Below are 26,175 nucleotides of genomic sequence, written 5' to 3'. Positions count from 1 at the left end.
ACGCCGTTGCCGGCGTCGGGCCCCCTGGGTGCCGCGTACCCCCTACGCGGCGGCCAGCGCGCCCTGGGATTCGTGCAGGAACCGGGCGTAGGCCGGAACCGTGAGGAACGTCGGGAAGTGCTCGCCGCAGGCGACCTCCTCGAACAGCTCACGGGCGTCTTCGAAGCGGTCGCCGTCGAAGCGCTGCAGGTTGGCGAACTCCTCCTCGAGCAGTTCCTCCACCCAGTGGCGGGTGATGATTTCGCCCTCGTCGGTCACGGCCGAGCAGTGGATCCACTGCCAGATCTGCGAGCGGGAAATCTCGGCAGTGGCGGCGTCCTCCATCAGGTTGTTGATCGCCGCCGCGCCGTTGCCGCGCAGCCAGGACTCGATGTAGCGGATGCCGACCTCGATGTTCGAGCGCACGCCCTGTTCGGTGATGACGCCCTGGGTGGCCGCCACGTTCAGCAGCGCCTTGTCATCGGGCACCACGTCCTCGCGCAGCCGCTCCACCTGGTTCGGCCGGTCCCCGAGCACGGAGTCGAACACCTCACGGGCCACGGGCACCAGGTCCGGGTGCGCCACCCAGGAGCCGTCGAAGCCGTCGTTCGCCTCGCGGGTCTTGTCCGCGCGGACCTTCTCCATGGCGACGTCGTTGGCCGCGGCGTCCTTCCGGTTCGGAATGAAGGCCGCCATGCCGCCGATGGCGTGCGCGCCGCGGCGGTGGCAGGCCCGGACCAGCTGCTCGGTGTAGGCACGCATGAACGGGGCGGTCATGGTCACCATGTTCCGGTCCGGCAGCACAAACCGCGGGCCGCGGGTGCGGAAGTTCTTGATCACCGAGAAGATGTAGTCCCAGCGTCCGGCGTTCAGGCCGGCGGCGTGGTCCCGCAGCTCGTAGAGGATCTCCTCCATCTCGAACGCCGCGGTGATGGTCTCGATCAGCACCGTGGCGCGGATGGTGCCCTGCGGAATGCCCAGCAGGTCCTGCGCCAGGATGAAGATGTCGTTCCACAGCCGCGCCTCGAGGTGGTTCTCGATCTTCGGCAGGTAGAAGTACGGGCCCCGGCCTTCGGCGATCAGCCGGTGCGCGTTGTGGAAGAAGTACAGGCCGAAGTCCACGATGCCGCCGGCGATCGGGGTGTTGTCCACCAGCATGTGCTTCTCCGGCAGGTGCCAGCCGCGGGGCCGGACCACGATGGTCGGCAGGTCGCTCAGCTGCCCGCCGGAGAGCTTGTACTCCTTGCCCTCGGGGGAGGTGAAGTCGATCCTGCGCTCGAGGGCGTCGCGCAGGTTCAGCTGGCCGTTGACGACGTTGGTCCAGGACGGGGTGGAGGAGTCCTCCATGTCCGCCAGCCACACCTTGGCGCCGGAGTTCAGGGCATTGATGGTCATCTTGCGGTCCACCGGCCCGGTGATCTCCACCCGGCGGTCCTCCAGGCCCGGAGCGACCGGGGCCACCCGCCACGTGGGGTCCTCGCGGATTTCACGGGTCTCGGGCAGGAAGGACGGGTCCGCGCCGTTGGAGATCTTCTGCCGGCGGGACTGCCGCTGCTGAAGGAGTTCCTGCCGGCGGGCGGCGGTGGCCCGATGCAGTGCCTTGACGAAGTCCAGCGCCTGCGGCGTCAGGATCTCCTCCTGGCGCCGGACGGCCGGCGCGGTGAGGGAAATTCCGTTCAGGGTGATCGGGTCATTCATGGCGGTTCTCCTTCAGAAGTGCACAACGGGGGTTCCTGCCGGCGCCGGCAAGGGCAGGCGGCGCCGGCAGGAAGATGGGGTTAGTGGAACTGGGCGGTCTCGGTGGACCCGGCCAGCGCCAGGGTGCTGCCCTCGGGGTTCAGGGCGGTGGAGATGGCATCGAAGTAGCCGGTGCCGACTTCGCGCTGGTGGCGGGTGGCGGTGTAGCCGCGGCCCTCCGCGCCGAATTCCTTCTCCTGCAGCTCCACGTAGGCGCTCATGCCGCTGCGGGCGTAGCCGTGCGCCAGGTCGAACATCGAGTAGTTCAGGGCGTGGAAGCCGGCCAGGGTGATGAACTGGAACTTGAAGCCCATGGCGCCGAGCTCGCGCTGGAACTTGGCGATGGTGTCGTCGTCCAGGTGCTTCTTCCAGTTGAAGGACGGCGAGCAGTTGTAGGCCAGCATCTGGTCCGGGAACTCGGAGCGGACGGCTTCGGCGAACTTGCGGGCCATCTCCAGGTCCGGGGTGCCGGTCTCCATCCAGATCAGGTCCGAGTACGGAGCGTAGGCCTTGGCCCGGGCGATGCAGGGCTCGATGCCGTTGCGGACCTTGTAGAAGCCTTCCGCGGTGCGCTCGCCGGTGATGAACTCGGCGTCGCGCTCGTCGACGTCGGAGGTGATGAGGGTGGCGGCCTCGGCATCGGTGCGGGCGATCACCACGGTGGGCGTGCCGGCGACGTCGGCCGCGAGGCGGGCGGCGTTCAGGGTGCGGATGTGCTGGCCGGTGGGGATCAGCACCTTGCCGCCGAGGTGGCCGCACTTCTTCTCCGAGGCGAGCTGGTCCTCCCAGTGCACGCCGGACGCGCCGGCCTGGATCATGGCCTTCATCAGTTCGTAGGCGTTCAGCGGGCCGCCGAAGCCGGCCTCGGCGTCGGCCACGATCGGCACCAGGTAGTCCTCGACGGACTGGATGCCTTCGGCGAACTCGATCTGGTCGGCGCGCAGCAGCGCGTTGTTGATCCGGCGGACCACGGTGGGCACCGAGTTGGCCGGGTACAGGGACTGGTCCGGATAGGTGTGGCCGGAGTTGTTCGCGTCGGCGGCGACCTGCCAGCCCGAGAGGTAGATGGCCTTCAGCCCGGCCTTGACCTGCTGGACGGCCTGGTTGCCGGTCAGCGCGCCGAGGGCATTGGTGTAGCCTTCGTCGCCGGCGTTCCGCAGCTGGTCCCAGAGCTTCTCCGCACCGCGGCGGGCCAGGGTGTGCTCCTCCTGGATGCGGCCGCGCAGCTTGACGACGTCCTCGGCGGTGTAGTCACGCTCGATGCCTTCCCAGCGCGGGTCGGTGGCCCATTCCTGGGCCAGCTGCTCTGCGGCGGTGCTCGTCTCCTGCGTCATTTCCAACATCTCCTTGGATCTATGTCCCGGCCCTTCCGGCCGGGTTTCCCTTGCTGTGGGAACCACTTTTCGCCAAAAACAACCCCTCTTCCAGAGGTTTTCTCTGGAAAAAAACGCGATTCTTCGCGTACTGTGAAAATGTGATCAGTTCAACATGGAACCGGCCGGCGCCGGAGGCCCCCGGGCCCGACGACCGGATGGACGGCATCGCCCTGGGGCGCCGGCTGCGGCACCTGCGCAAGACGAAGGGCCTGACCCTCGAGGAGCTGGGCGCCGCCGTCGGCACCGTGCCGTCCCAGCTGTCCCTGATCGAAAACGGCAAGCGGGAGCCGAAGCTGGGCATGCTGCAGGCCCTAGCCAAGGCGCTGGGCGTGACGATTGACGCGCTGCTGGGCGAGGCTGAGCCGCCGAGCCGGCGCGCCGCCCTGGAGATCGAGCTGGAGCGCGCCCAGCGCGGCCCGCTCTATGAGTCGCTGGGCCTGCCGAAGGTGCGGATCAGCTCAAGGCTGCCGATGGACGTGCTGGAGTCCCTGGTCGGGCTGCAGGCCGAGCTGGAGCGCCGGCTGAACGAGCAGATCGCCACCCCGGAGGAGGCCCGCCGGGCCAACACCGAACTGCGCATGATGATGCGCGAGCGGAACAACTACTTTCCGGAGTATGAGAAGGCCGCGCAGGACGTGCTGGACTCGGTGGGACACACCGCCGGGCCGCTGTCCCAGCACGTCATTGCGGACATCGCCGCGCACCTGGGCTTCTCGCTGCACCATGTGAACGACCTGCCGCACTCCACCCGCTCGGTCACCGACCTGAAGAACAAGCGGATCTACCTGACCCAGTCCCAGCAGTCCGACCACGATCCGCGTTCGGTGCTGCTGCAGGCCCTGGGCCACTACGTGCTGCAGCACGAGACGCCGCAAAGCTACGGGGAGTTCCTCAGCCAGCGGGTGGCCACCAACTACTTCGCCGCGGCGCTGCTGCTGCCGGAAAAGGCGACGGTCGAGTTCCTGCAGCGGGCCAAGGCGGCCAAGGAGATCGCCGTCGAGGACATCCGGGACGCGTTCGCCGTCTCCTATGAGACCGCCGCGCACCGGTTCACCAACCTCGCCACCGAGCACCTGGGCATTCCCACGCACTTCCAGAAGGTGCATAAGAGCGGGATCGTCTACAAGGCGTATGAGAACGACGGCGTGACCTTCCCTGCCGACCACACCGGCGCCATCGAGGGCCAGCCGATCTGCCGGTACTGGACCTCGCGGGAGGTGTTCAACGTGCCGGACCAGTTCAGCGCCTTCAACCAGTACACGGACACGCCGGCCGGCACCTACTGGTGCACCGCCCGCACCGAGCGCAGCTCCGCCGGGCTGTTCTCGCTGAGCATCGGCGTTCCGTACGCGCACGTGAAGTGGTTCCGCGGCCGGGAAACCCAGGAACGGTCCAAGTCGACGTGCCCGGATCCGAACTGCTGCCGGGTGCCCCCGCAGCAGCTGGCCGCGGAGTGGTCCGGCAACGCCTGGCCCAGTGCCCGCGCCCACTCCCACCTGCTGGCGGCGCTGCCGCCCGGGGCGTTCCCCGGCGTCGACGAGACCGAGGTGTATTCCTTCCTGCAGGCGCACTCGGAGCGGTAGGGGCGGCGGCGTACGAAGGGGCCCGGTCTCCTGTGAGAGAGCTTTCCGGTTTGGTGAAAGAAAACGCTAAGCGGCACAGGGACCAGTAGGAGATGCTACCGCCCTAGCGGTTCTCCAACGCGTCTTTAGGCAGTACAGAGACCCTACTATTCGGAACTCATGACTTTCTCGCGCGAAGTCTCTTCTTGTGGTTAACGCAGGGGTTGTGCGGCAGAGTCAGTGATTTAGCGTTAGTCCGGCAAACAGCACCAGCGGGTGAGCCACAGGTAGGGCATGGGTGTGAGAGGTCCATAAGTGCGAGGAGGTCGCGCTCAAAGCCCCGATAGTAGTCGTCGGTGGAGACTTCCATGGTGCACTTGATAGCGGCTTTCACTCGTGCTCGGTTTTCAAGAAGTCTGCGATGGAAGAGCTGAGCGTCCCGATGTGCCGCCATGACTTCCGCTGCTTGGTCCCAGAGATTCCTTTGGAAGGTTGGGAAGGGGCGGGGGCCGCCGAAGTCCCCGTTCAGAAGCGCTATCCCAAGGGCCCGTGCCTCGGCTATCTTCACCATCTCGAGATAGTGAAGATCAGCACTGCTGCGGGCCACTCCCAGGACATGTTTCACAAGACCGGCTGAGCCGTGCTTTGTGAGGGCTTCCTTGATGTTAAAGCCGCTTCCGTAATACCCGGCTATGTGTTCAGGGTCTAGACGCGTGCTTTGGCCGATGTAAGACCAACCTTCTCGATCGCAGTCCGTTCGAAAGACATAACCTACGGCTCCTGAATCGATAGTCGCCCATTCGCCCATGCCTGCCCCATTTCCAGCATTTGTCCGTCTTCCTGCACCCGATACCTAACATTGTGAACCTACTATGATTGCCCGCCCGGAGCACTAACCCAACACAGCGCAGCGGCCGCCTCCCCGAAGGGAGACGGCCGCCGCTGTGCTGGACTCAGCGCGTCAGCCTACCGGCTGCACTTCACCGCCCCGAAGGGAGCCGTGAACTCGGCCTTCTCAGCCTTGCCCCCGCCGGTCCACTTGTAGTCGGCGGTCACTTCACCGGCCGCGGTGGTCAGCTTGCGGGTCTTGATCACCTCGGTACGGGTTTCGCCGGGCTGCAGCTTCTGCACCTTGGCGTTGCCGTACGGAGTGTTGATGGTGATGTCCGCCCGGCGGTCGCCCGGGTTGGTCACCGTCACCTTGAGCTCCGACTTGAACGCGTTGCAGACCGCGACGGCGCTCACCGGGTTCACCACCGGTGCGGGCACCGAGATCGGCAGGATCTCGGCGCGCCCGCCCAGGCCCGCGGCGCCGGAGAGGTCCCCGGTGCCGTTGTGCAGGTGCAGGAACAGCGCCTTGGCGTCAGTGACCTCCGCGCCGCGGTTGACGGTGAGCTTGCCGCCGTCGACGTCGGCGAACAACGCGGCATCGGGAGTCGCACCGCTGAACCACAGGGCCGGGTTGACGGCGTCGAACCCGATCCACGCGGTCTCATCCACCGGCACGTTGCGGCCGGCTTCGTTGGAGTTGTACGGGCTCCAGGTGCTGACGCGGTACTGGATCGGCAGCGCCTCCGCGGCCGGATCCAGGCCCAGTGCCTCCACCGCCACCGGCAGCGTCACCACGTTGGTGTCGAAGGTGTTGGAATCCAGTTCACCTGTCACGCCGTTGGCCCCGTACTGGTCCACGAGCTCCGGGCTGCCGCCCGGAACCAGCCGGTAGGTGGAGACCAGGACCAGGTCCAGGTCGGCGGCCCGGGTCGTGGCGACCATGAAGTCCGGCATCCCGTCGGCGTTGACGTCGATCTCCACGTCAATCTCGTTGGACCCGCCCAGAATCGGCCAGTTGGCCCAGGTGCTGACGCCGAAGTGCAGCATCGCGTCCCGCTCGTCGCCTCCGGCGGCCCGCAGCGCGGGCAGGGTGGAGGACGCGCCCACCGCCTGCAGGTCCATGGAGCGCAGCGATTCCAGGTTCACCCGGTCCAGCCGCGGGCTCTCCGCGCCGAGGACCAGCGGGGCGACCAGCGACAGGTAGCGGGAGGCTCCCTCGCCCTGCTGCAGGTCACGGCCGCGGAGCACGACGTCGGACGCGCCCGCCTCGGCGTCGGCGAACGCGACCCCGGTGCCGGCGCTCATTGCGGCGGTCGGCTTCGGCGCGGAGTACACCGGTACCCGCAGCGTCGGCACACCGTCGGCGGCCAGCTGCACGCGGCCGGAGACGTCGGCCAGGAACTGCCGGGCCAGGCCCAGCTGGTCGGTCTCGGCACCCGGGTCGATGGTCTTGGCCAGCGCCGACGGGTCGGCGATGTCCAGGGTCACCTCAACGGTGGCCTTGCCGTTCGCCGGCACGTCCACCCGCGGGCTGACGCTGACGGCCACGCCCGGCATGGTGGAGGACTCCAGGTAGGAGGCCGTGTAGCGGCGCGGGGTGTCGGACTTGTTCTCCACCGTGATGCTGCGGGTCAGCCGCAGCGCCTCGTCGCCCAGCTCCAGCACGCCGAAGTTCACACTGGTCAGCGCCTGATCATCCGTGGCGTAGGCCAGCACCTTGTTGTTCAGCGCATCGAGGGCGTCCACCCGGCCCGAGCCCACCCGGTTCGGGGCCAGGACGGTGCCCTCGGCCGAGAACAGGTCGTGGGTGGCCGTGTTCATGATCGCGGTCTTGACCTCGTACGGGTTGTAGTCGGTCGCCGCGTACATCAGCGCCGCCAGGCCTGCGACATGCGGAGCCGCCATCGAGGTGCCGGAGCTGGTCGACGCTCCGTCACCGGAACCGACCGACACGGAGCCGATCGAGGAGCCGGGGGCGGCGACGTCGGGCTTCACCACGCCGTTGGAGCCGTGGAGACCGCGGGAGGAGAAGGAGCTGATGGTGTCCTGGGACTCCGACGGCCCGGTGGCGGTCGCCATGTACTCCGGCGCCAGGCGCAGTTCCAGGGTGCCGGCGACCGCGGCGGGCCGCAGCCGGTCCGAGGAGTCGCGGTTCAGCTGGATGCCTGGGATGGCCGCGTTGCCGCCGATGCCGGCGTCGAACACCGAGCGCGGGGAGTCCAGGACGACGCCGGTGGCGCCGGCTGCCTGCGCGTTGTTGAAGCGCACGCCGGAGCCGCACGGGAACTGGCCGTTCTCCTCCCACTGGATCCACACCCACTTGCCGGCCAGCGAGCCGGCCGGGAAGGCCTCGCAGCCGAACCGGTTGTTCGCCGGCGCCATCACCACGGCGCCGGTGAGGCGTTCCTCGGTGACGGCCGGGTCGGAGTAGTTGAAGTTGGAGCTGTACTGGCCCGACGCCGTGCCCTCCACCTCGGCGGGGGCGAGCACATCGGCGCGGTCCAGGGTCACCTGGGAACCGATGCTGCTGGCCACCGCCAGCGAGGAACGGGCGTTGCCGGGCGAGCCGCCGACGTCGTACACGTCGCCGGAGTTGCCGGCCGAGGTGACGGAGAGGATGCCCAGCTCGGTGAGCTTGTCCACGATGGCGTTCTCCGGGTCGTCGTACGGGGCGTACTCCGAGCCGAGGGACATGTTCACCACCTGGGCGCGGTCTGAGAAGTCGCCGTCACCGTTGGGGTCCAGCACGTAGTCCAGGGCCTGGCCCACGACGGCGGAGGAACCCTCGCAGCCGAAGACGCGGATGCCGACCAGCTTGGCCTCGGGGGCCGAGCCGGGGCCGATGCGCATGCCGTTGACCTCGTCGGCGGTGAGCTTGGTGTAGTCGCCGCGGAAGGTGCTGCCGTCGTCGTTGGTGCCGTAGCCGGCGGCGGTGCCGGCCACGTGCGAGCCGTGCCCGCCGCAGTCCAGCGGGTTCAGGTCCGGCTTCGGCACCGGCTGGTAGGTGGGGGAGGAGGGGTCGGCGTTGTAGTCATCGCCCACCAGGTCGTAGCCGCCGATGAACTTCTCCGGATCGAGCAGGCCGGTGTCGGCCGCCGGAATCGTCTCGGAGGCCTGCGCAGCCTGGTATGCCTCCACCGTGCCGGGGCCGCCGAAGGAGGAGTGCGTGTAGTCGATGCCGGTGTCGAGCACCGCAATGGTGATGCCCTCGCCGGTTTCGCTGCGCTGCACCCAGCTGTCCAGCGCCCGGGTGTCGATGTCGGCGCCCTTGTTGTCCACGGTCTTGGGCACGATGCGGGTGATGCTGGCGACGTCGTCGCGGCCGGCGAGAGCCTTGATGGCCTCCGCGTCTCCGCGCACCGCGACGCCGGGCAGCGTGTTCGTGGTGGTGTACAGGGCCTCAGCGGAGGCCTCGGCCGCCGCGGACTGCGCCTGGGCCTCGATGTTGGAGCGGATCTGGCGGACCCGTTCACGCTTGTTGACCGGCTTTTCCCGGCCCTCCTTGACGGCCTCGGGCTGGGTCTGCCCGAACGCGCCGTCACCCTTGAACTGCACATACGCGGACACCTCACCGTTGAGGTCCCGCAGGCTGGGCGAGACCTTGAGGGCCTCGAAATCCCGAACCTGGATGCCCTGGGCGGGGGCTTCGCCGCCGTCCGTTTCCTGCGCCTGCGCCGGCAGGCCGAGGCCTGCGGTGAGGGCGACACCGGCCAGGGTGGCAACCACCCCTGCGCCGGCCCGATGCTTCGAGAGTCTCATCCTGCTCCTTGAACGTTCCGCCGCGCGTCACCGGACAGACGCTTACGAGACGTTCAAGACCGGCTGCTGGCACGCTGCGACAGCTTTCCTCAGTGCCCCCAACCCCCGAACGGGGTGCCAGCATGCACCTACGGCCCCCATTAGTCCTGCAGCCGTAGCCACACCTTAGGGGCAGCCGGAGCCGGAGCTGAGAGTAACCTCCGAAGAAGTTCGTGATTGGCTCAAAAGCCGCTCAATATCGCTCAGCACCCTTGACGCCCGGGGCTGGTGCCCTTAAGAGCTGACGCTGAAGGTGGCCCCAAACGGCTGCGGGGCCGGTGCCGTCCGGCACCGGCCCCGCAGGGAAACGTCAGGCAGGCCTAGAGGGCCGGGCCGCTGCCGGCGCCGCCCTGCCACAGGGCGTCGAACGGAGCGTTGGAGGACACGCGGTTGCGGATGCCCTCGGTGACGAACGCCTTGGCGGTCTTCGCCGCCTCCAGCGGCGAGGCGCCCTTGGCGAGCTCGGCGGTGATCGCCGCGGCGAGGGTGCAGCCGGCGCCGCTGACCGCGACGTCGCCGATCTTGGGCGCGCGCAGCACCTCCAGGGTTTCACCGTCGTAGAAGACGTCGACGGCGTCGTCGCCTTCCAGCCGGACCCCGCCCTTGGCAAGGACGACGGCGCCGCTGGCCTCGTGGATGCGCTTCGCCGCCTCCACGAGGTCCTCGACGCTCGCGATGTCCTCCATGCCGGAGAGCGAGATGGACTCAAAGTGGTTGGGGGTCACGAAGGTGGCCAGCGGCAGGATCTGCGCCTTGAGCGCCTGGTCGGTGTCCAGGGCGGCGCCGGGCTCCTGGCCCTTGCAGATCAGCACCGGGTCGAGCACGATGTTGGCCCACTCCTGGCTCTGCAGCGACTTGGCCACGGTGTCGATGGTGGCGGGGGTCCCCAGCATGCCGATCTTGACTGTGTCCAGGTCATAGGCGGTCTGGATCGCCTCCAGCTGGTTGCTGATGACCTGCGGCTCGACCGGAACGAAGCGGTGGTTCCAGCTGTCCTTCGGATCGAAGGCAACGATGCAGGTCAGCGCGGTGATGCCGTAGACGCCGAGCTCCTGGAAGGTCTTCAGGTCCGCCTGCGCGCCGGCGCCGCCGGTGGCCTCGGAACCTGCGATGGTGAGCGTTACGGCCGGTGCCGCGGCCGGATGTGTGTTAGCAGACATGGGTCTATCTTCCACCCGGAACGGCGGCTGGTGCCACCGCTTCAGTCGACTGTGACCAGCCGCCAGACGGCCGCCCGGCCGAGGGCCGCGGAGACGCCCACCGCGAGCCCCATCAGCAGCGGCACGAACACCGAGCGCACCGCCAGGGCCACCGCCAGCCAGGTCAGCAGCGCCGGCACCGCAAAGAAGGCCAGCACGTGCAACCACTGGCTGGCCACCGGCCGCAGCGCCAGCCCCAGAGCGATGCCCACGGGCACCGCCGTCGGCAGGCCGAGGCCCGCGGCGTAGAACGCCGCGATCACCGCGATCCAGGCGTAGCCCCAGAAATCCCGGCTGGTGCCCCACCCGACGGCGGCGGTGGCGATGGCGGCCAGGACCAGGGCGGCGACTCCGTAGCCGACGGCGAACGCGGTGGGCCCGAACCGGACCCGGTTCCCGGGGGCGGCGAGCCGCCGTCCGGGCAGCCGCAGCGCGGGGCGCAGGAGGCCGCCGTCGTCCGTCTGCTCCATCATCCGTGCGCCTCCTTGGGCACCTGGGCCGGCCTCGCTTCGGGTGCTGGGCCCTGGACCGGTGGCACAACAGTAGGCGCTGCGGCCGCCCGGCGGGAGGGCAATCCACAGCAGCCCGCTCCCGGACATGGCAGAATGGACGCGGCCGCATATCGGAAGGCAGATGCCACCGGCGGCGGCCGCCCGGGGCAGCGGGCACAGTGCTAATACAGCCGGCTTAGGCCAGGTGAACCACTACCGAAAACGGACCCATGCGTACAGAGACCCCCACCGAGGTACTTTCCGTCCCCGCCTTCGCCAGCCGGCGCGGCTCCCACTACGACATCCTGCTGACGGTGATGTGCGTGGTGATCGTGCTGTCGAACATCGGCGCGAGCAAGGGGGTGGTGATCGGCCCGATCTTCGGCGACTTCAGCATCATCACCGACGGCGGCTTCTTCCTCTTCCCGCTCGCCTACATCCTCGGCGACGTGATCAGCGAGGTGTACGGCTTCAAGGCCGCCCGCCGCGCCATCTACACCGGCTTCGCCATGTCCCTGCTGGCGGTGCTCAGCTTCGCGGTGCTCATTGCCCTGCCCGGGTTCGACGACGCCGGCGGCATCGCGAAGCAGGCGGCGCTGGAGCAGGCGCTGGGCCCGGTCTGGCAGATCGTCGTCGCCAGTCTGCTCGGGTTCCTGGTCGGCCAGCTGCTGAACTCCTACGTGCTGGTGCGGATGAAGCGCCGCTTCCAGGAACGCGCCCTGATCGGCCGGCTGATGGCCTCCACCGGGGTCGGCGAGTTCGCCGACACGCTGATCTTCTGCGCGGTCGCGGCGCCGGTGATCGGCATCAGCGACGCCGCCGGGTTCCTGAACTACGTGATCTTCGGGTTCCTGTACAAGACCGGCGTCGAGTTCCTCTTTATCCCGGTGACCGGCGTCGTGATCCGGCTGCTGAAGAAGCACGAGCCGAGCTACGGCACGCCTGCCGCCGACGACGCAGCCACCGCCCACATCCCGGCCGAGCCCGGCCGGGCGCCGACGGCGGGCGCCACCGAGCGGATCGACCGGATCCGGGACTAGCCGCAGTTCCGGCGGCGCCGGCGGGAACGCCTAGGCGTCCTTCGCGCCGCCGTAGTACTTGCCCAGCACCTCGGCCTTGAGCTCGAAGAACGTGCCGTCCTCGATGGCGCGGCGGGCGTCGTCGACCAGGTTCACCGTGAAGTGCTCGTTGTGGATCGAGACCAGGGTGGCCGAGAGCATCTCCTTGGCCTTGAACAGGTGGTGCAGATACGCCTTGGTGTAGTGCGTGCAGGTGTAGCAGGGGCAGCCCTCGACCAGCGGGGAGAAGTCCTTCTTGTACCGGGCCTTGAGCAGGTTGATCCGCCCGTACGGGGTGTAGAACGCGCTGGTGCGAGCCACCCGGGTGGGGGAGACGCAGTCGAAGGTGTCGGCGCCGTTCTCGATGGCCGTGAACAGGTCGTCCGGCTCGGAGATGCCCAGCAGGTGCCGCGGCTTGTCCTCCGGCAGCTCCTCGGTGCACCAGCGGATGATGGTGCCCAGGTTCTCCTTCTCCAGGGCCCCGCCCAGGCCGAACCCGTCGAAGTCCATGGCGCCGAGGTCCCGGGCGGCCTTGCGCCGCAGGTCCTCATACTGGGCGCCCTGCAGCACCCCGAACAGCGCCTGGTACGGCTTGTCCGCGCGTTCCTCGGTGAGCCGCCGGTGCTCTTCGAGGCAGCGGATGGCCCACAGCCGGGTGCGCTCCAGCGAACGCTCCTGGTAGCCGCGGGAATTCATCAGGGTGGTCAGCTCATCGAACGCGAACATGATGTCCGCGCCCAGCTGGTGCTGGACCTGCATGCTGATCTCCGGGGTGAACCGGTGCTTGTCGCCGTTGATGTGGGACTTGAACCAGACGCCGTCGTCGTCGACGTGCGCGAGGCGCTCCTTGCCGGGAGCGACGTCGTCGTCCGCCCCGGTGGCGTGCGCGGAACCGTCGGCGTTCATGTTGATGACCTTCTTGAACCCGGCACCCAAGCTCATCACCTGGAACCCGCCGGAGTCGGTGAAGGTGGGGCCGGGCCAGTTCATGAACTTCCCGAGCCCGCCCGCGGCGTCGAGCACGTCGGCGCCCGGCTGCAGGTAGAGGTGGTAGGCGTTGGCCAGCAGCGCCTGCGCGCCCAGCTCGGCCATCGCCTCGGGCAGCACGGCCTTGACCGTGGCCTGGGTGCCGACGCCGATGAACGCCGGCGTGCGGATCTCGCCGTGCGGCGTCGAGATCACGCCCGTGCGCCCCTGAAACTCACCGCCGTTGGCCGCCGTCTGCTCTTCAGTGGGCTGCGCCGTCTCGCGCAGCCGCTTGCCAAGGGTGAAGGAAAAGGAAGATGAGGAGGACACCCTCCCATTTTGCCCTACCGGCGGCGCGCCGCTTCCGGGGCGACGGCGGGCCGACGTCGGTGCCCGGCGCCGTCGGCCGGTGCCGGCACGGCGGCTGGGAGGTGCACCACAAAAGTTCGGGCCCGCCAAACCGCCGGAGTAGCGTGGACAGGCGGCGCCGTCGCCGCCACCCCACCACCCGCCTTTCCCGGGTGGATGCTGCCCCGGATCCGAGAAAGGTACCGCCGTCCCGTTGAAGCATCTGCGAGATCTGTTCGCCCTGGCTCCGGCGCACAATGACCACCACGTGGCGCTGCGCTGCGGGGTGGGCGTGGGCGTGCCGCTGCTGCTGCTGCTGGTGCTGGGCCGGGTGGACCTGGCGATCTTCGCGACCTTCGGCGCCTTCACCGGCATCTACGGACGCAACGAGGCGCACCGGGCACGTCTGGGCCACCAGCTGCGCGCCGGGGCGTTGATGCTCCTGGTGGTCACCGCCGCGGTGGCCTCCGCCCGGCTGCATCCCGACGCATGGGACATCGTGGCCGGAACCTCGCTGGTGGCGGGGCTGGCGAGCCTGGCCGCGGGCCTGTGGCGGCTGCGCCCGGCCGGTTCCCTGTTCCACATCTTCGCCTACGGCGCGATCGCCTCCATGCCGTCGCATCCGCCGGCCTGGCAGGCGCTGCTCACCGCGGTCTGCACGGTGGTCTTCGCCCTGGTCCTGGGCCAGCTCGGACTGCTCAGCCGCCGGCACCGCACCGGCTGGCAGCGGCCCGCCCGGGCCCACTTCTCACCGGCCCAGCGCCGGGCCCTTGCCGCCGACGCCGGCCTGCACCTGCTCGCGGCCGCCGTCGCCGGGTGCATCGCCACCGCGCTCGGCATCGGCCACAACTACTGGGCGATGGTCGCCGCGACCGTGCCGCTGGTGGGCCAGACCGTGCGCAGCCGGATGTTCCGCGGGGTGCAGCGGGTCCTGGGCACGTTCGCGGGCCTGCTGGTCACCGCGCTGATCCTGTGGCCCGGGCTGGAGCCCTGGCAGATGGCCGTGGTGATCGCCCTGCTGCAGTTCGCCGCGGAGATGTTCGTGCTCCGCCAGTACGCCCTGGCGCAGGTGTTCGTGACCCCGCTGGCGCTGGTCAGCACCGAGCTGGCACGCCCCTCGGCCCCGGCGGTGCTGCTGCAGGACCGTGCCGTGGAGACGGTGATCGGCGCCGCCGTCGGCATGGCCGTGGTGCTCCTGCTGCACTGGCGCGCCACGGTGCTGCGAGGCCGGGCGGCGACCGGGACCCTGCCGGAGGAACCTGTCCTTAATCACGGGAACCTCCCGGGAACGGCACGTGCAGTGCCGCTCCCGGGAGGTTCCGGGAACGCGGGTTAGAGCGCCGCGTCCTGCCGTGCCGCTTCCGGGGCCCGGCCGTAACGCTCGGCCTCGATGTCCTCCAGCGTCCTGCCGCGGGTGTTCGGGGCCCAGAGGACGCCGATGAGCATGGCGGCGACGAGCGCGCCGATCATGATCATGCCCACGAACGGCACGCCCTGCTCGGCGAGCAGCGTGGGGAACCAGTAGCTGAGCAGGCCGACCACGATGCGGGCGACGAAGAACAGCACGCCCTGGGCGCTGGCGCGCAGACGGGTCGGGAACATTTCGGCGGCCCACAGTGCGTAGAAGGCCTGGGCGCCGATGCCGGCGGAGATGCCCCACAGCGCGGCGAAGAGGATCAGCACCGGCATGGTCACGTGCGCGAAGATCAGCAGCAGCCAGGCGATGATGCCCAGCACGGCGCCGATGCCGTAGAGCAGGCGGCGGTCCACCCGGTCGCCGTACTTCATAAAGCCGAAGTAGGTGGCGGCCACGGTGAGGGTCCAGAGCAGCACCTGCAGCAGGTTCTGCTGCGTGGCGGATTCGACGCCGGCGGTCTCGTACACCCGCGGCATGAAGATGCCCATCTGCCCGGCGACGAGGTTCCAGAGGGCGTACACGCCGGTCAGGAACAGCAGCGCCTTCACGTTGGTGGCGCTGGTCAGCAGCTCGCGGTAGTTGCGGCGCTTGACGCCGCCGGCCTCGGCGGTGCGCCGCTCCTCGTCGGACTTCTTCCAGGTGGCCGACTCGGAGAGGCCGCGGCGGATCCACCAGGTGATGAAGGCGACGACGAACAGGTGGGCGAAGATGATGCGGCTGCCGGTCAGGCCCAGCGGAACCACGAGCGTGGCGAACAGGAACACCAGGGCCGGGCCGAGGGACCAGGCCAGCTGGGCGGTGCCCACGTGCTTGGCCCGGTGCTCGGCGGGCGCCTCTTCGGCAATGTAGGTCCAGGCCACGGGCACGCCGGCGCCGACGGCGATGCCGGTGAGGATCACGCCCACGATGAGCATCCACGGGGCCACCGCGAAGATGACCAGCAGGGTGCCGAGCATGTAGAGGATCAGGTCATACGTGTAGATGAACTTGCGCCCGTACCGGTCGCCCAGCGGCCCGCCGATGAGGGCGCCGATCGCCGCGCCGAAGGCGTTGGCGCTCAGGGCGGCGACCAGGCCGACCAGCAGGTTGCTGAACCCGAAGTACTCCTGCCAGAGGGTCAGGCTGGTGGCCAGGGCGATGATCGAGCCGGCCTCGATGTAGTTGGACATGGACACGGCGATGGTGGCTTTCCATCCGCCGAGCTTCGTGGTGCTGCTCATGGCGAGCCTTTCTGCAACGGTGAAGAAGGTGCTGTGAAGCGGGCACGGGTGTGCCCCGAAGAAGACAGAGTCAGGCGAGGTGGAAGTACTGCGTCAGCGTCTGCGCCGAAGTGCCTTCGACGAAGTACTGCGCCATTTCGGCCTGCCAGCGGGTGTTGACCGGGTGCGCGTCCATCCGCTCCTGGGTGGCGTCGGCGTCGTCGGCCTCGTAGTAGCCCACGACCAGGCCGTCCTCGGCGCGCAGGAACAGCGAGTAGTTCCGCCAGCCGGTCCCGCGCAGGGCCTCGAGCATCTCCGGCCAGACCCGCTGGTGGACCTCGACGTACTCGGCGAGCCGCTCCGGGCGGACGTGGAGCAGGAAGCACCGGCGGGTGCGCGTGGTCTCCGCGGGAAGCCGGACCAGCTCCTGCAGGTCAGCCGTGGATGGGGAACGGCCCATTCATCACTCCTTCGTAATGTGGCGGGTCCGGGAGGACCTTCGCACCTGTGGCGGCAGCCGGACCGGCCGGACGGGAATCCCGGCGGGGTGAACCCTGTGAGGGGGCTCTCATGTGCTGCCGGACTCATAGTATCCAAAACTTGAGACGTTTCAAGACAAAGTTTCCGGTGGTGTTGTTGTTGCTGCTGGGGTGACGTTTGACCTGGCTCACGGTTCGGGCTTAGTTTGGTGAAACGATTCAATGCGGTGTCCTTGCGTATCTGCGGCGCCGCCCGCCGGCTATCCACAGAGAAGTGATGCACATGCCTGAATTCGACGACATCGCCCCCCAGCTGGCCGCGCAGGCCATCGAACTTCCGTCCTGGGCCTTCGGCAACTCCGGAACCCGCTTCAAGGTGTTCTCCACCCCGGGCACGCCGCGCACCGTGGAGGAGAAGATCGCCGACGCCGCCCAGGTCCACCGGTTCACCGGGCTGGCCCCGAAGGTGGCGCTGCACATTCCGTGGGACAAGGTGGACGACTACGCCGCGCTGGCCCGCTACGCCGCCGACCAGGGCGTGGAGCTGGGCACCATAAACTCCAACACGTTCCAGGACGAGGAGTACAAGTTCGGCTCGCTGACCTCCGCCGACCCCGGCGTGCGGCGCAAGGCGATCGACCACCACCTCGAGTGCCTGGGCATCATGGACGTCACCGGCTCCCGGGACCTGAAGATCTGGCTGGCCGATGGCACCAACTATGCCGGGCAGCAGGACATGCGCGGACGCCAGGACCGGCTTGCCGAGTCGCTGGCCGAGATCTACGCCCAGCTGGGCGCCGAGCAGCGCCTGGTGCTGGAGTACAAGTTCTTCGAACCGGCGTTCTACCACACCGATGTGCCGGACTGGGGCACTGCCTACACCCAGGTCGCCGCCCTCGGCGACAAGGCCAAGGTCTGCCTGGACACCGGTCACCACGCACCCGGCACCAACATCGAGTTCATCGTCATGCAGCTGCTGCGCCTGGGCAAGCTCGGCTCCTTCGACTTCAACTCCCGCAACTACGCCGACGACGACCTGATCGTCGGCGCCGCCGATCCGTTCCAGCTCTTCCGCATCATGGTCGAGGTGGTCCGCGGCGGCGGGCTGGACCCGGAGGCCGGCGTCGCGTTCATGCTGGACCAGTGCCACAACATCGAGGACAAGATCCCCGGCCAGATCCGCTCGGTGCTCAACGTCCAGGAAATGACGGCCCGTGCCCTGCTGATCGACGGCGAGGCCCTCGCCGCCGCGCAGGCCGCCGGCGATGTGCTCGGCGCGCACCAGGTGCTGATGGACGCCTTCTACACCGACGTCCGCCCGCAGCTGGCCGCCTGGCGTGAGTCCCGGGGCCTGCCTGCCGATCCCATGGCCGCCTACGCCGCGTCCGGCTACCAGCAGCGCATCGCCGAGGAACGTGTCGGCGGCACCCAGGCCTCCTGGGGCTCCTAAGCCCGTCCGGCGCCGCCGCCCGGGGCACCTGAGCCCCGGGCGGCGGCGCCCGCCCTCCCGCTTCCGCCCTCCATTCGATTTCGTCCACTCCACGAGGAGACCCTTCGCATGAACGCCCCCGCCAGCACCCCGACCGCCGGGCAGACCGTCGTCGCCGACCTGATCGCCCGTTCCAACCGGCTCGGTTCGGACCCGAAGAACACCAACTACGCCGGCGGCAACACCTCCGCCAAGGGCACCGCGGCCGACCCGGTGACCGGCGAGGACGTTGAACTGCTGTGGGTCAAGGGCTCCGGCGGTGACCTGGGCACCCTCAAGGAGAAGGGCCTGGCCGTGCTGCGCCTGGACCGCGTGCGGGCGCTGAAGAACGTCTACCGCGGCGTCGAGCACGAAGACGAAATGGTCGCCGCGTTCGACTACTGCCTGCACGGCAAGGGCGGCGCCGCGCCGTCGATCGACACCGCCATGCACGGGCTGGTGGACGCCGCGCACGTGGACCACCTGCACCCGGACTCCGGCATTGCCATCGCCACCGCCGCCGACGGCGAGGAGCTGACGGCGAAGATCTTCGGCGACAAGGTGGTCTGGGTGCCCTGGCGCCGCCCCGGCTTCCAGCTGGGCCTGGACATCGCCGCGATCAAGGAAGCCAACCCGGCCGCGGTCGGCACCATCCTCGGCGGCCACGGCATCACCGCCTGGGGCGCCACCAGCGACGAGGCCGAGGCCAACTCCCGGTGGATCATCGACACCGCCGAGGCCTACATCGCCGAGCACTCCAAGGCCGAGCCGTTCGGCCCGGCGCTGCCCGGCTACGAGGCGCTGCCGGAGGCCGAACGCCGCGCCAAGGCCGCCGCGCTGGCCCCGGTGATCCGCGGCCTGGCCTCGCATGACCGCCCGCAGGTGGGCCACTTCATGGACGACCCGCGGATCCTGGACTTCCTCGCCGCCGCGGAGCACCCGCGGCTGGCCGCCCTGGGCACCTCCTGCCCGGACCACTTCCTGCGCACCAAGGTCAAGCCGCTGGTCCTGGACCTGCCCGCCGACGCCCCGGTGGAGGACAGCGTCGCCCGGCTGAAGGAACTGCACGAGGCCTACCGCGCCGACTACCAGGCCTACTACGAGCGCCACGCCGACGCCGATTCGCCCGCCATGCGCGGCGCGGACCCGGCCATCGTGCTGGTGCCCGGCGTCGGCATGTTCTCCTGGGGCAAGGACAAGCAGACCGCCCGGGTGGCCGGCGAGTTCTACCTCAACGCCATCAACGTCATGCGCGGCGCCGAGGGCATCTCCAGCTACGCGCCGATCGACGAGTCCGAGAAGTTCCGCATCGAATACTGGGCGCTGGAGGAGGCGAAGCTGGCGCGGATGCCCAAGCCGCGCAGCCACGCCACCCGCATCGCCCTGGTGACCGGCGCGGCGTCGGGCATCGGCAAGGCCATCGCCACCCGCCTGGCCGCCGAGGGCGCCTGCGTGGTCATCGCGGACCTGAACCTGGAGGCCGCCGAGCAGGTGGCCGCCGAGCTGGGCGGATCCGACGTCGCCATCGGCGTCCGCGCAGACGTGACCGACGCCGCGCAGGTCGCCGCCGCGGTGGACGCCACCGTGCTGGCCTTCGGCGGCATCGACCTGGTGGTCAACAACGCCGGCCTGTCCATCTCCAAGCCGCTGCTGGAAACCAGCGAAAAGGACTGGGACCTGCAGCACGACGTGATGGCCAAGGGCTCCTTCCTGGTCTCCCAGGCCGCGGCCAAGGCCATGATTGCCCAGGAGATGGGCGGAGACATCCTCTACATCTCCTCCAAGAACTCCGTCTTCGCCGGCCCGAACAACATCGCCTACTCCGCGGTCAAGGCCGACCAGGCCCACCAGGTGCGCCTGCTGGCCGCCGAACTGGGCGAGCACGGCATCAAGGTCAACGGCATCAACCCCGACGGCGTGGTCCGCGGCTCCGGCATCTTCGCCGGCGGCTGGGGTGCCAAGCGCGCCGCCGTGTACGGCGTCCCCGAGGAGGAGCTGGGCAAGTTCTACGCCCAGCGCACCCTGCTCAAGCGCGAGGTGCTGCCGGAGAACGTCGCCAACGCGGCCGCCGTGCTGACCGGCTCCGACCTCTCCCACACCACCGGCCTGCACATCCCGGTCGACGCCGGCGTCGCCGCCGCGTTCCTGCGCTGAGCGGCGCGACGGGCAAGAGATAAGGACAGAGCATGAGCACATCGGCAGCGGTGGCGGCCGTCGACCTGGGAGCGACCAGCGGCCGCGTCATCCTGGGCAGCGTGGCCGACGGGCGGATCCGGATGCGGCACGTGGCGCGCTTCCCCAACCAGCCGGTGCGGCTGCACGAGGGCAACGGGCCCGGCCTGCACTGGAACATCACCGAGCTCTACCGGTCCCTGACCGCAGGGCTCGCGCAGGCGCTGCGGGAGGAACCGGACGTCCGGTCCATCGGCGTCGACTCCTGGGCCGTGGACTACGGGCTGCTGCGCGGCGGGAAGCTGCTCGGCCTGCCGTACCACTACCGGGACGAGCGCACCGCCGCGGGCGTGCAGGCCGTGCACGCCGCGGTGGCGCCGGAGGATCTGTACGCCCGCAGCGGCCTGCAGCACCTGCCGTTCAACACGGTGTTCCAGCTGGCCGTGGACCGGCAGCGCGGCGACCTGGCCGCCGCGGACCGGGCCCTGCTGATCCCGGACCTGGTGGCCTACTGGCTCACCGGCGCCCAGGTCACCGAGGAGACCAACGCCGCCACCACCGGGCTGCTGGATGCGCGCACCCGGCAGTGGGACGCCGACCTCATGGGCCGGATGGGGCTGCCCGCGGACCTGTTCGCCCCGCTGGTCGCTCCGGGCACCGAAATCGGCGGCCTGCTGCCGGCGGTGGCCGCCGAACTGGGCGCGCCCGCCGGGCTGCCGGTGACCGCCGTCGGCTCCCACGACACCGCCTCCGCGGTCGTCGCCGTGCCCTTCGCCGACGAGGACGCCGCGTTCATCTCCTCCGGCACCTGGTCCCTGGTGGGCGTGGAGCTGCCCGCGCCGGTCCTCACACCCGAAAGCCACGCCGCCAACTTCACCAACGAAGGCGGCGTGGACGGGCGGATCCGGTACCTGAAGAACGTCTCCGGGCTCTGGCTGCTCTCCGAATCCATCCGGACCTGGGACGGCCCCGGCGCCACCGAAGCCCAGCGCACCAGCAACCTGGCCGAACTGATCAGCCAGGCGGCCGCCGTCACGGAGCCGATGCCGGTCTTCGACGTGATGGACGACCGGTTCACCCCGCCCGGGGACATGCCGGCGCGCATCGCCGAATGGTGCACCGAGCGCGGGATCCGGCCGCCGCAGACCCGGGCCGAGGTGGTGCGCTCGATCCTGGAGTCCCTGGCCGCCGCCTATGCGGACGTCCTGGAACAGATCGAGCGGCTCACCGGGCGGACCATCCGCACGGTCCACGTGGTCGGCGGCGGCTCGCAGAACAGCCTGCTCTGCCAGCTCACCGCCGATCGGACCGGCCGCACCGTGTACGCCGGCCCGGTCGAAGCCACCGCGATCGGCAACGTGCTGGTCCAGGCCCGCGCCGCCGGCCTGGTCAGCGGCGGGCTGGAGGAGCTGCGCCTGCTGGTCGCGCGCACGTTCGAACCGATCCGCTACGAACCGCGGGTCACCGCGGCGCGCTAGGCGCCGTCTCCGGCTCCGGCCGGAGCCCAGTCCCCGCGCGGGATCTCCGCGGGCCCGCCGGTGTCCACCCGTCCCGCCATCGGTGAGGAGGCGAGGGCATGCCGGCGGGCCGGTATCCGGCCCGCGCCGGCGGCCAGCCGGCCGGCGGCGACGGCGTGCGCCATCGCCGCGGCCATGGCAACCGGATCCTGGGCCCGGGTCACCGCGGAGGCCAGCAGCACGGCGTCGCAGCCCAGCTCCATGGCCCGCGCGGCCTCCGACGCCGTGCCGATGCCCGCGTCCAGGATCACCGGCACCTGCGCCCGGGCGCAGATCAGCTCTATGTTGTGCGGGTTCAGGATCCCCAGCCCGGTGCCGATGGGCGCCCCCAGCGGCATCACCGCGGCGGCGCCCACGTCCTCCAGCCGCCGGGCGACGGCGGGATCATCCGAGGTGTAGGCGAAGACCCTGAAGCCGCGGGCGGCCAGCTGCTCGACGGCGTCGAGCAGCTCCACCACGTCCGGCAGCAGCGTCCGGTCATCGGCGATGACCTCCAGTTTGACCCAGTCCGTCTCCAGCGCCTCGCGCCCCAGCTCGGCCGTCAGCAGCGCGTCCCGGGCGGTGTAGCAGCCGGCGGTGTTGGGCAGGATGCGGATGCCGTTGCGCTCCAGCACCTCGAACAGCGAGCTGCCCGACGCGGGGGCGTACCGACGCAGGGCCACGGTGGTCAGTGCGGTGCCCGAGGCCAGCAGCGCCTGTTCCAGCGTGTGCAGCGAGCTGAGCCCACCGGTGCCCATGATGAGCCGGGAGCCCAGGGCCACACCGTCAATGACCAGCGGATCGGCGAAGGGGTCCATGATCAGCCTCCCTGCACGGCGGTGACGAGTTCGATGCTCTGCCCGTCCGCCACCGGGGTGGTGTGCCAGAGGCTGCGCGGCAGGACGACGGCGTCCACCGCCACCGCGACGCCCAGGCGGCCGCCGTCGGCCGGCTGGCCTGCCGGGTCGAGGGCGCGTCCGAGCGCGGAGGCGACGAGCTGGGACACCGTGGTGTCCTCGGGCACGGCGCGGGCGGCGCCGTTGAAGGTAATGGCCGGCATGGAGAGTTCCTTTCAGAGGTGCGTCGGGACGGAGCGGAAACGGTCCGGAGCTGCCGCGGCCAGATACGCGGCGTCCGCGGGTTCGGCCCCGGACGTGCCGGCGATCAGGCCGGCCGTGAGCCGGGCGGCAAGCGGCGCCAGCAGCACGCCGTGCCGGAAGAAGCCGGTGGCCAGCACCAGACCGGCAACCGGGCGGCCGTCGCCGGTGCAGGGAACGCCCAGGTAGGGCAGATCGTCGGGGGTGCCGGGCCGGGCCCGGGCCATTGTCTCCACCAGCTCCAGATCGTCCACCGCGGGCACCAGTGCCCGGGCATCCCGCAGCAGGGCGAAGACTCCGCCGACGTCCACTCCCGGGCGGTTGTCCTCGCGGGCGGTGGCGCCGATGACCAGGGAGCCGTCGGCCCGCGGCACAAGGTAGACGGGAAGGCCGCGGACCAACCCGCGCACGGTCCGTTCGAGCAGGGGAGGAGCCCCTGGCCGCACCCGGGCCCGCAGGATGTCCCCGAACACCGGCCGCACCGGAGGCAGGGTGAGCCCGGGCGGAAGGTTGGCCGGTTCCGGCCCTGCTCCGGTGGCCAGCACGGTCCAGCCGGCGCGCACGGTGGTGCCGCCCGCAAGGACCAGCCCGGCCACGGCGCCGTCGGCGGTGCGGTGCAGCGCCTCGGCACGGTCCCGGAGAACAATCGCCGGCCCGCCGTCGTCGGCACCCGGCGCCACCCAGGGGCCCGCGTCGCTGCAGCCGAGGGCGCCCAGGAGCGCGGCGGCCAGCATCCGGGGATCCACCTGGTGGTCGCCCGGAATCCGGAAGACGCCGGCCAGCCGCGGGCTGAGCGCCGGCTCCACCCTGCGGGCGGCCCGCAGCGGCAGCGGTTCCACCGCCATTCCGTGCCCCTCCTGCAGACGGCGCAGGTCCTCCAGGGCGTGCCGGTCGGCGGCATCGGCTGCGCAGACGAGGGTCTCGGTGGCCCGGTAGCCGGACGGCAGCCCCGACGCCCGTTCCACGGACGCAGCGAACGCCGGGTACTCCCCGGCGGCGGCGCGCATCAGCGGAAACAGGGCCTCCTGCTGATACTGGACCTCGCTGGCCGGGGCCAGCATGCCGGCGGCGGCCCGGGAAGCGCCCATGGCGGGGGCGGGATCCACCAGCGCCACCCGGAATCCGGCCAACCGTAGCCGCCACGCGACGGCGAGGCCGATCACGCCCGCGCCGGCCACCGCGACGTCCACCGACACGGGGCCGTCAGGCGCGGTGGGGCCGCCGGGAGCGGGGAGGGCAGCGTGCATCGGAGGGTCCTTTCCTACGGCGGCATAACCCGCATCAGGTGCGGCGGTCGGCGCTTAAGCCCTCTCAGCCCCGGAGGGCTCCCGCAGAACCGCTGATCCTTCTCAGCGTGTGGCCCAGCATACATGCGCCGATGACCGGGTTCACCGCCCGGCGCCGGCGGGCCGCCCGGCCGCTCGCCGTCATCGGAGGGCAATTCCGCCCCCACGTGGGATGAGGCTCATTAGAATGGACCCCTGCACCCTGGACGGCCGCGGCGGTCCGGGCCGATGCCAGCCCGCGTGACGCACCACGACCGATGTGAAAGTGAAGGCACTGCATGGAGAGATTCCCGGTGAGCATCAAGGACGTCGCCAGGGAAGCCCAGGTCTCGATCGGCACGGTCTCCAACGTGATCAACCGGCCCGAGATGGTCTCCGAAGACCGCCGCCGCCGGGTCCAGAAGGCCATCGAGGAACTGGGCTATGTGCGCAATGACGTCGCCCGGCAGCTGAAGGCGGGCCGCTCGCGCACCATCGGGCTGGTCGTGCAGGACACCGGGAACCCGTTCTACAACGAGATCGCCCGCGGAGCCGAGGCGGCCGCGGACGCCCACGGGCAGGCCGTCATCGTGGGCAACTCCGGGCTGTCCCGCAGCCGTGAGCAGGTTTACCTGGACCTGTTCGAGGAACAGCGGGTGCGCGGGGTGCTCATCACCCCGCAGTCCCCGGAACGGCGGCGGATCGAGCGGCTGCGCTCCCGCGGCACGCCGGTGGTGCTGGTCGATGAGCAGGCGCCGGCCTCCCAGTACTGTTCCCTGGCCGTCGACGACGTCGAGGGCGGCCGGATGGCGGTCACCCACCTGCTCGAGGGCGGAGCGCGGCGGATCACATTTGTGGGCGGGCCGACGTGCCTGCACCAGGTGGCGGACCGTGAAGCCGGAGCCCGGGCCGCCGTCGACGCCGTTCCCGGGGCGTCGCTGGACGTAGCGGATACCAAGTCCCTGACCGTGCTGGAGGGCCGCCGCGTCGGCGAGGCACTGCTGGGCAGGCCGGCGGCCGAACGCCCCGATGCGGTCTTCGCGGCCAACGACCTGCTCGCCATCGGACTGCTCCAGGCCTTCGTGTTCGGCCACCGCATCCGGGTGCCGCAGGACATCGCCCTGATCGGCTATGACGACATCGACTTCGCACCCTCAGCCATCGTTCCGCTGTCCTCCATCCGCCAGCCGGCGCGGTTGATCGGGCGCACCGCCGTCGAACTGCTGGAAGACGAGCTGGCCGAGGACCACCACCACCGGCACGTCAGCTTCCAGCCGGAACTGGTGGTGCGTGATTCGACCCGGGCGCCGCGCTAGCGGCAGGGAACCGCAGGGAACCGGGACGGGCAGGGCTAGGCGGGCTGCCCGTCGCGGCCGAGGGCCCGCACCGCGGCGAGCTCGGCGTCGATGCGCCGTTCCAGCTCGCCGGCGCTGAGGGTCTGCGAGCCGCCGTGGGCGCGCAGATAGAGCAGGGTGTCCAGGCGCAGCACCCGCCATTCCCGTTCGGCGGCCTGGTCTCCGGCCTCGGCGGCGCGGTGGATCTCGCGGTCGTACAGGTTCGGCTGGTTGAGCTGGCGCTGCAGCAGCTCGGCGGCGAGCTTGGCCTTCAGCGGATCGGTTTCGGAGTCGTCCGCGGCGCGAACCGCCCGGGCGAAGGCCGCCGAGGCCTCGGGGTCGCCCTGCTCGCGGGTGATGTGGGAGGCGAGGGCCAGGGTGCCCTGGATCCAGTGCCAGCGCCCGAAGTTGCCGTCGAAGGGCAGCCCGGTGAGCAGGGTGCTGACCTGCAGCGCGTGCCGGGCGTCGGCGAGGTCCACGTACAGCAGGTGCGCCAGGTCCCGGACGTCCTGCAGCTGGCTGCCGGACTTCACGTTGAACCCGCGGCCCAGCCGGGCCGTGATCTCGCGGACGGCGGGTTCGTCGGGGTGGGCCTGAGCGGCGGCGTCGAGGACGGCGGTGAAGCTCTCCTCCTCGGTGGGCACCGAACGGACGGCGGCCGACGGCGGCCCCTCCGGAGCCGGCGCCTGGACCCGCACGGTGGAACCGTACGCCATCCGGACGGTGCGGTTGTCCTCGAGCAGGGCCACCGCGAGGGCGGGAACGCCGAAGTCATCGGTTTCAATGCTCAGCGACTCGACCGGGGCGGCGCTGCCGTCGGCGAGAACCAGGCCCTGGCCCGGGCGGAGGTGCTCCGCGTTCACCCGGAAGGCATACGTCTCCGGCTGGTTCTCTGGCATTGCT

The 26,175-nt window shown here is 70.2% G+C and carries 20 protein-coding genes and 1 riboswitch; of the genes, 8 read left to right on the top strand and 12 right to left on the bottom strand.

What is annotated here, in order from left to right; translation table 11 throughout:
• Window positions 1-42: 42 nt before the first annotated feature.
• Window positions 43-1,677 carry a malate synthase A gene (aceB, locus tag AC5RUW_RS13775; RefSeq protein ID WP_494161201.1) on the bottom strand — a complete coding sequence of 545 codons (1,635 nt, stop codon included), beginning with the start codon at window positions 1,675-1,677 and terminating at the stop codon, window positions 43-45.
• An 80-nt stretch (window positions 1,678-1,757) separates the two neighbouring features.
• Entirely contained in the window at window positions 1,758-3,059 is a 1,302-nt protein-coding gene (aceA, locus tag AC5RUW_RS13770; protein WP_494161200.1) for an isocitrate lyase, read from the bottom strand.
• 188 nt (window positions 3,060-3,247) lie between these two features.
• Here aceA and AC5RUW_RS13765 point away from each other — a divergent pair, with 188 nt between their 5' ends.
• Window positions 3,248-4,675: a helix-turn-helix domain-containing protein gene (locus tag AC5RUW_RS13765; protein WP_494161298.1), complete on the top strand. Its 1,428-nt coding sequence runs from the start codon at window positions 3,248-3,250 to the stop codon at window positions 4,673-4,675.
• 400 nt (window positions 4,676-5,075) lie between these two features.
• Window positions 5,076-5,291, top strand: a complete 216-nt coding sequence (locus AC5RUW_RS13760) for a hypothetical protein (RefSeq protein WP_494161199.1) — start codon at window positions 5,076-5,078, stop codon at window positions 5,289-5,291.
• Between the two features lie 329 nt (window positions 5,292-5,620).
• On the opposite strand, the gene AC5RUW_RS13755 is transcribed toward AC5RUW_RS13760, so the two are convergent.
• The 3 genes from AC5RUW_RS13755 to AC5RUW_RS13745 all read right to left on the bottom strand — a co-directional run bounded on the left by AC5RUW_RS13755 (window position 5,621) and on the right by AC5RUW_RS13745 (window position 10,955).
• A complete protein-coding gene (locus tag AC5RUW_RS13755; protein ID WP_494161198.1) occupies window positions 5,621-9,244 on the bottom strand; it encodes a S8 family peptidase in 3,624 nt (1,207 codons plus the stop codon).
• A gap of 359 nt (window positions 9,245-9,603) precedes the next feature.
• Window positions 9,604-10,443 carry a bifunctional hydroxymethylpyrimidine kinase/phosphomethylpyrimidine kinase gene (gene thiD, locus AC5RUW_RS13750; protein WP_494161197.1) on the bottom strand — a complete coding sequence of 280 codons (840 nt, stop codon included), beginning with the start codon at window positions 10,441-10,443 and terminating at the stop codon, window positions 9,604-9,606.
• 41 nt (window positions 10,444-10,484) lie between these two features.
• Window positions 10,485-10,955 (bottom strand): hypothetical protein, encoded by a 471-nt coding sequence (locus AC5RUW_RS13745; protein ID WP_494161196.1) that lies wholly within the window; start codon window positions 10,953-10,955, stop codon window positions 10,485-10,487.
• Between the two features lie 248 nt (window positions 10,956-11,203).
• Here AC5RUW_RS13745 and AC5RUW_RS13740 point away from each other — a divergent pair, with 248 nt between their 5' ends.
• Entirely contained in the window at window positions 11,204-12,013 is an 810-nt protein-coding gene (locus tag AC5RUW_RS13740; protein ID WP_494161195.1) for a queuosine precursor transporter, read from the top strand.
• 30 nt (window positions 12,014-12,043) lie between these two features.
• Here the strand turns inward: AC5RUW_RS13740 and tgt are convergent, their stop codons facing one another.
• Window positions 12,044-13,327, bottom strand: coding sequence for a tRNA guanosine(34) transglycosylase Tgt (gene tgt / locus AC5RUW_RS13735; protein ID WP_494161194.1), 1,284 nt, complete (start codon window positions 13,325-13,327; stop codon window positions 12,044-12,046).
• Between the two features lie 232 nt (window positions 13,328-13,559).
• Between tgt and AC5RUW_RS13730 the strand changes: the two genes are divergently transcribed.
• Entirely contained in the window at window positions 13,560-14,681 is a 1,122-nt protein-coding gene (locus AC5RUW_RS13730) for an FUSC family protein (protein ID WP_494161193.1), read from the top strand.
• Here the strand turns inward: AC5RUW_RS13730 and AC5RUW_RS13725 are convergent.
• The gene (locus tag AC5RUW_RS13725; RefSeq protein ID WP_494161192.1) at window positions 14,678-15,982 is read right to left on the bottom strand and encodes an MFS transporter; all 1,305 of its coding nucleotides are present in this window, start codon (window positions 15,980-15,982) and stop codon (window positions 14,678-14,680) included. The two genes, AC5RUW_RS13730 and AC5RUW_RS13725, sit on opposite strands and share 4 nt — an antisense overlap.
• 70 nt (window positions 15,983-16,052) lie before the next feature.
• Window positions 16,053-16,421 carry an L-rhamnose mutarotase gene (locus AC5RUW_RS13720; RefSeq protein WP_494161191.1) on the bottom strand — a complete coding sequence of 123 codons (369 nt, stop codon included), beginning with the start codon at window positions 16,419-16,421 and terminating at the stop codon, window positions 16,053-16,055.
• Between the two features lie 302 nt (window positions 16,422-16,723).
• Between AC5RUW_RS13720 and rhaI the strand changes: the two genes are divergently transcribed.
• From rhaI to AC5RUW_RS13705, 3 genes are all read left to right on the top strand, one after another.
• Window positions 16,724-17,890, top strand: coding sequence for an L-rhamnose isomerase (gene rhaI / locus AC5RUW_RS13715; protein WP_494161190.1), 1,167 nt, complete (start codon window positions 16,724-16,726; stop codon window positions 17,888-17,890).
• Window positions 17,891-17,998: 108 nt separating this feature from the next.
• Window positions 17,999-20,062, top strand: a complete 2,064-nt coding sequence (locus AC5RUW_RS13710) for a bifunctional aldolase/short-chain dehydrogenase (RefSeq protein WP_494161189.1) — start codon at window positions 17,999-18,001, stop codon at window positions 20,060-20,062.
• 32 nt (window positions 20,063-20,094) lie between these two features.
• Entirely contained in the window at window positions 20,095-21,558 is a 1,464-nt protein-coding gene (locus tag AC5RUW_RS13705) for a rhamnulokinase (protein ID WP_494161188.1), read from the top strand.
• Here the strand turns inward: AC5RUW_RS13705 and AC5RUW_RS13700 are convergent.
• The 3 genes from AC5RUW_RS13700 to thiO form a co-directional block, all read right to left on the bottom strand.
• Complete coding sequence (locus AC5RUW_RS13700; protein ID WP_494161187.1) at window positions 21,555-22,394, bottom strand: thiazole synthase; 840 nt, start codon at window positions 22,392-22,394, stop codon at window positions 21,555-21,557. The genes AC5RUW_RS13705 and AC5RUW_RS13700 overlap by 4 nt on opposite strands.
• A 2-nt stretch (window positions 22,395-22,396) precedes the next feature.
• A complete protein-coding gene (gene thiS / locus AC5RUW_RS13695) occupies window positions 22,397-22,636 on the bottom strand; it encodes a sulfur carrier protein ThiS (protein ID WP_494161186.1) in 240 nt (79 codons plus the stop codon).
• 12 nt (window positions 22,637-22,648) lie between these two features.
• On the bottom strand, window positions 22,649-23,920 hold the full coding sequence (thiO, locus tag AC5RUW_RS13690) for a glycine oxidase ThiO (RefSeq protein ID WP_494161185.1): 1,272 nt from the start codon (window positions 23,918-23,920) through the stop codon (window positions 22,649-22,651).
• Window positions 23,915-24,015: riboswitch (TPP riboswitch) on the bottom strand. Its footprint overlaps the gene before it by 6 nt.
• Window positions 24,016-24,237: 222 nt before the next feature.
• On the opposite strand from thiO, the gene AC5RUW_RS13685 reads away from it, so the two are divergent.
• On the top strand, window positions 24,238-25,254 hold the full coding sequence (locus AC5RUW_RS13685; RefSeq protein ID WP_494161184.1) for a LacI family DNA-binding transcriptional regulator: 1,017 nt from the start codon (window positions 24,238-24,240) through the stop codon (window positions 25,252-25,254).
• Between the two features lie 35 nt (window positions 25,255-25,289).
• Here the strand turns inward: AC5RUW_RS13685 and AC5RUW_RS13680 are convergent, their stop codons facing one another.
• On the bottom strand, window positions 25,290-26,171 hold the full coding sequence (locus AC5RUW_RS13680; RefSeq protein WP_494161183.1) for a DUF6707 family protein: 882 nt from the start codon (window positions 26,169-26,171) through the stop codon (window positions 25,290-25,292).
• Between the last annotated feature and the right edge of the window lie 4 nt (window positions 26,172-26,175).

It is taken from the genome of Arthrobacter sp. Y3222053 (assembly GCF_059092805.1).
The sequence above is the reverse complement of the archived record's forward strand: the minus strand, read 5'-3'. Positions and strand labels throughout refer to the sequence as shown.

Bases quoted from the DNA above. Each gene is read 5' to 3' on its own strand.
- aceB (WP_494161201.1), bottom strand. From the start codon at position 1,677: ATGAATGACCCGATCACCCTGAACGGAATTTCCCTCACCGCGCCGGCC.
- aceA (WP_494161200.1), bottom strand. From the start codon at position 3,059: ATGTTGGAAATGACGCAGGAGACGAGCACCGCCGCAGAGCAGCTGGCC.
- AC5RUW_RS13765 (WP_494161298.1), top strand. From the start codon at position 3,248: ATGGACGGCATCGCCCTGGGGCGCCGGCTGCGGCACCTGCGCAAGACG.
- AC5RUW_RS13760 (WP_494161199.1), top strand. From the start codon at position 5,076: ATGGAAGAGCTGAGCGTCCCGATGTGCCGCCATGACTTCCGCTGCTTG.
- AC5RUW_RS13755 (WP_494161198.1), bottom strand. From the start codon at position 9,244: ATGAGACTCTCGAAGCATCGGGCCGGCGCAGGGGTGGTTGCCACCCTG.
- thiD (WP_494161197.1), bottom strand. From the start codon at position 10,443: ATGTCTGCTAACACACATCCGGCCGCGGCACCGGCCGTAACGCTCACC.
- AC5RUW_RS13745 (WP_494161196.1), bottom strand. From the start codon at position 10,955: ATGATGGAGCAGACGGACGACGGCGGCCTCCTGCGCCCCGCGCTGCGG.
- AC5RUW_RS13740 (WP_494161195.1), top strand. From the start codon at position 11,204: ATGCGTACAGAGACCCCCACCGAGGTACTTTCCGTCCCCGCCTTCGCC.
- AC5RUW_RS13725 (WP_494161192.1), bottom strand. From the start codon at position 15,982: ATGAGCAGCACCACGAAGCTCGGCGGATGGAAAGCCACCATCGCCGTG.
- AC5RUW_RS13720 (WP_494161191.1), bottom strand. From the start codon at position 16,421: ATGGGCCGTTCCCCATCCACGGCTGACCTGCAGGAGCTGGTCCGGCTT.
- rhaI (WP_494161190.1), top strand. From the start codon at position 16,724: ATGCCTGAATTCGACGACATCGCCCCCCAGCTGGCCGCGCAGGCCATC.
- AC5RUW_RS13710 (WP_494161189.1), top strand. From the start codon at position 17,999: ATGAACGCCCCCGCCAGCACCCCGACCGCCGGGCAGACCGTCGTCGCC.
- AC5RUW_RS13705 (WP_494161188.1), top strand. From the start codon at position 20,095: ATGAGCACATCGGCAGCGGTGGCGGCCGTCGACCTGGGAGCGACCAGC.
- AC5RUW_RS13700 (WP_494161187.1), bottom strand. From the start codon at position 22,394: ATGGACCCCTTCGCCGATCCGCTGGTCATTGACGGTGTGGCCCTGGGC.
- thiS (WP_494161186.1), bottom strand. From the start codon at position 22,636: ATGCCGGCCATTACCTTCAACGGCGCCGCCCGCGCCGTGCCCGAGGAC.
- thiO (WP_494161185.1), bottom strand. From the start codon at position 23,920: ATGCACGCTGCCCTCCCCGCTCCCGGCGGCCCCACCGCGCCTGACGGC.
- AC5RUW_RS13685 (WP_494161184.1), top strand. From the start codon at position 24,238: ATGGAGAGATTCCCGGTGAGCATCAAGGACGTCGCCAGGGAAGCCCAG.
- AC5RUW_RS13680 (WP_494161183.1), bottom strand. From the start codon at position 26,171: ATGCCAGAGAACCAGCCGGAGACGTATGCCTTCCGGGTGAACGCGGAG.